The organism is Candidatus Bandiella numerosa (assembly GCF_021811875.1).
Classification (GTDB): Bacteria; Pseudomonadota; Alphaproteobacteria; order Rickettsiales; family Midichloriaceae; genus Aquirickettsia; species Aquirickettsia numerosa_A.
On record NZ_JAJBJD010000105.1, the window covers coordinates 1 to 3,816 of the forward strand.

Consider the following 3,816-nt stretch of genomic DNA (forward strand, 5'->3'; position numbering starts at 1 on the left):
ACTCTTCTCTATACGTTCTTCTGCTTCTCTTACTAAAAATGACATTTTGCCTCCTCTTTCGTATGTACTTATCTTTTCATTCTATCATATATGTTTCTTTCTGCCTATTATGCAATGGTCTTTAAAAGGTCTGCCTGATAAAAAAGATAATATACTAATTTTAAGAACTCTTATAGGATTTGCAAAAAGTTTAAATCTTGAGATTATTGCAGAGCATGTAGAAAAAGAGAGTACAGCTAAATTTCTTGCTGATGAAGGAGTGAATTATTTACAGGGTTATTTATTTTTATAATTTAAATAATATTTTGTACTATGTTATCTCCCTTCAGTTATTGCCAAAAGATTTTATTAATGTTAATTTAGTTCAAATAAGCGTAGCCTAGGTTAGTATGGTTGAATTTACATTGCCAAAAAATTCTAAGATTGTAAAAGGTAAGGCACATAAACAAAGTTCAAAAAATAACAACACAAAATCATTTGAAATTTATAGATATGAACCAGAGTTAGGTTCTAATCCCAGGGTTGATAAGTTTGAAATAGATATGGACAAATGCGGTGCAATGGTCCTTGATGCATTGATAAAAATAAAAAATGAAATTGATAGTACGCTAACATTCAGAAGATCATGTAGAGAAGGAATCTGCGGTAGCTGCGCTATGAATATAGATGGAACAAACACCCTAGCCTGCTTAAAGCCAATAGATTCAGTGAAAGGAGTTGTTAAAATTTATCCATTACCACATATGAATGTGGTCAAAGATCTGGTTCCTGATTTGAATTTATTTTATGCTCAGCTAAAATCTATAAAACCTTGGATACAAACTGATAGCGTGCATGTAAAGGGTAAAGAAAGATTGCAGTCTCCGGAAGAACGTGATAAACTGGATGGGCTATATGAGTGCATATTGTGTGCTTGCTGCTCAACAAGTTGCCCAAGTTATTGGTGGAATGGAGATAAATACCTTGGTCCAGCCATTTTGCTACAAGCATATAGGTGGATAATAGATAGTAGAGACGAAAATACTACAGAAAGATTAGATGAGCTTGAGGATGATTTTAAATTATATAGGTGCCACACCATAATGAATTGTACAAAAACTTGCCCTAAGGGACTTAATCCAGCAAAGGCTATAAGTAAAATTAAGAACATGATGACTTCGAGAATATAAATAATTATGAAAATTTTGAAATTTGGAACTTTAGCAATTATTATTTTTTTAATGACTAACTGTGGTGGCGCTAAAAAAGATAGCACTCTGGATGAAAATATAGGCGATAGGCAATTATATGACCAAAGCACAAAAGAAGTAAAAGCTGAAAATTATAAAAAAGCAGTAAAAACTCTAACAAAACTAGAAAATGAATATCCAGCATCTGAACATTATTCTGATGCACTGGTTCTAAAAGCATATTCTTATTACTCGGACGACAATTATACTGATGCAATCCTTACTGTTGATGATTTTTTGCACCAATTCCCAATAGATAAAAATGCATCGTATATGTATTATATCAAAGGGATGTCCAATTATAATCAGATGATGGATGTTGGGAGAGATCAACAATTCGCAATTGATGCAAAAAAAGATTTTGAGATGCTTATCAATCTATTCCCCAATACAAAATATGCTCATGATGCAAAATGGAAAGTGGAATATATCGATAATGTACTTGCAGGTAAAGAAATGGATATTGGAAGATTTTATTTACGTGTTCACAAACCAATTTCATCAGTCAACAGATTTAAAAATGTTATAGAAAAATATCAAACAAGCATATTCACCCCGGAAGCTTTATACAGATTAGTTGAGGTATATTATATTTTTGGTGTAAAAGATGAGGCCACTAGATATGCATCGGTATTAGGTTATAATTACCCAAATAGCATATGGTATCGCAAATCATACGACATACTTTTAAAAAATCCAAACAATAGTAATACATCAAAATTTAAGAACTTTTTTAAACATATGTGATAAATGAATCTGGGTCATTTAAAGTTAGATTGCCAAAAACCCATTCACATTGTAGGTATAGGCGGCATTGGCATGAGTGGTTTGGCAAAATTACTTCACCAAGATAATATAAAAGTCCAAGGCTCCGATTTAAGTGAAAACTTCCAAGTAACAGAACTTAGAAAATTAGGAATAAAAGTCTTTACTAACCATAACGCTGAAAATATTTGGGACTGTTCTTTAGTGGCGAAATCCTCAGCAATAAAAAATGACAATATTGAAATTAAGGAAGCAAAAAACAAAGCCATCCCCGTAATATCTCGTGCAGAGTTGCTCTCCAATATGCTTTCATCAGGTTACAACATATGCATTACTGGAGCACATGGTAAAACTTCAACTACTTGCCTAGTATATTCGATGTTGAAAGCAGTAAATTTTGACCCAACAGTGATATGCGGAGGGATAATCAATTCAATAAACTCTAATGTGTTTAAAGGAAGTGATGCAATTAATGTTGTTGAAGCGGATGAGTCAGATGGTACGTTTATGGTTTTGCCCACAAATATCAGTGTGATAACCAATATTGATAATGAGCATTTAGACTATTATGGCAGCCTTCAAAACATTATCAACGTTTACAAACTTTTTATTGATAAGTCTCTACTAAAAGATTTGGTGATTGTTTGTGATGATTGTGAAAATTTAAAAGTCATTAATAAAAATTATATTCACAATAGCAAATACATTTCATATGGAATTGATTCAGCAAGTTCTGACCTAAGAGCCATAAATCTACAAACTACCAGTGAAGGAATAAAATTTGACATTGCCCTATCAGAAAAATGCCAAAAAACATTATCTCAGTACACGAGCCAAATAAAAGGACTGATGATCAAAAATTACGGTAAACATAATGTTTTAAATGCTTTGGCTGGCATTATAGTCTACCTATTTAAAGGTGGAAAAATAGAGGCCTTACACAATGCATTGCAATTTAATGAAGGTGTTCAAAGAAGATTTTCAGTTATAGGTAAAGTTAACGACATTACATTAATAGATGATTATGCGCACCATCCAAATGAAATAAAAACCACTTTAAATATGGCGAAAGAGCACTCAAGCAGAAGCAAAGGAAAAGTTATAGCTGTTTTCCAACCACATAGATATTCTAGGTTTAATGAGTTATATCAGCAATTTTTATCATCATTTAAGCAAACTGATTCCCTAATAGTCTTGGATATCTATTCTGCAGGAGAAAATCCGATAAATAACATTACTTCTGAAACATTTGCGCAAGATATAAAGAGCAATATAGCGGCATTTTATTGCAAAGATAAAATTGAAATTAAAAATAAAATTAACGAATTGTCCAGTCCAGGTGATTACATTATTTTTATGGGAGCTGGTAATGTTTCTAATATTGCTAAAGAAATATTTAACGATATGAATTTAAGCAAAAGTTAAATAATACCAATCACCAAAAATAACTTAACATTTAAATTTAGTCTTTTTAGTTATTTTCTCATACCATCTTCGCCATGTATCCAGATACATTAGGCTCAGATGCCATAAAAAAATCTTCTAAAATACTGATTTATCTGTCAACTTATTTTTGGTGATTGGTATAAAAAGCAGCACTTAATCTTTTAATTTTTTTGAAAAAATCTTATAATTTGCCTTAAAGTAAAATATTTTTTAATTAAATTAAAAATATTGCTTGAAACGCAGTAAATGTGGGCACAGTCAAGTTAAAAATAGAATAAAATTCTGATATTGAATAAAAGATTATAAAATTGTAGGATTTAAAAAAATAAATATCAAAAAAGATGAAGGGCACACCAAACAGACATAGATATCCAAT

At 31.1% G+C, this 3,816-nt stretch carries 4 protein-coding genes; all 4 read left to right on the forward strand.

The window, feature by feature from the left end; translation table 11 throughout:
* Positions 1–292: EAL domain-containing protein (locus L8D11_RS04025; protein WP_236870389.1), on the forward strand; the 292-nt coding region annotated here is incomplete at its 5' end.
* A gap of 97 nt (positions 293–389) precedes the next feature.
* On the forward strand, positions 390–1,169 hold the full coding sequence (locus L8D11_RS04030; protein WP_236870390.1) for a succinate dehydrogenase iron-sulfur subunit: 780 nt from the start codon (positions 390–392) through the stop codon (positions 1,167–1,169).
* A gap of 6 nt (positions 1,170–1,175) precedes the next feature.
* Positions 1,176–1,976: an outer membrane protein assembly factor BamD gene (locus L8D11_RS04035; RefSeq protein ID WP_236870391.1), complete on the forward strand. Its 801-nt coding sequence runs from the start codon at positions 1,176–1,178 to the stop codon at positions 1,974–1,976.
* Positions 1,977–1,979: 3 nt separating this feature from the next.
* Complete coding sequence (murC, locus tag L8D11_RS04040; protein WP_236870392.1) at positions 1,980–3,419, forward strand: UDP-N-acetylmuramate--L-alanine ligase; 1,440 nt, start codon at positions 1,980–1,982, stop codon at positions 3,417–3,419.
* The last annotated feature ends 397 nt before the right edge of the window (positions 3,420–3,816 follow it).

Coding starts and splice junctions, on each gene's coding strand:
- murC (WP_236870392.1), top strand. CDS start 1,980: ATGAATCTGGGTCATTTAAAGTTAGATTGCCAAAAACCCATTCACATT.
- L8D11_RS04035 (WP_236870391.1), top strand. CDS start 1,176: ATGAAAATTTTGAAATTTGGAACTTTAGCAATTATTATTTTTTTAATG.
- L8D11_RS04030 (WP_236870390.1), top strand. CDS start 390: ATGGTTGAATTTACATTGCCAAAAAATTCTAAGATTGTAAAAGGTAAG.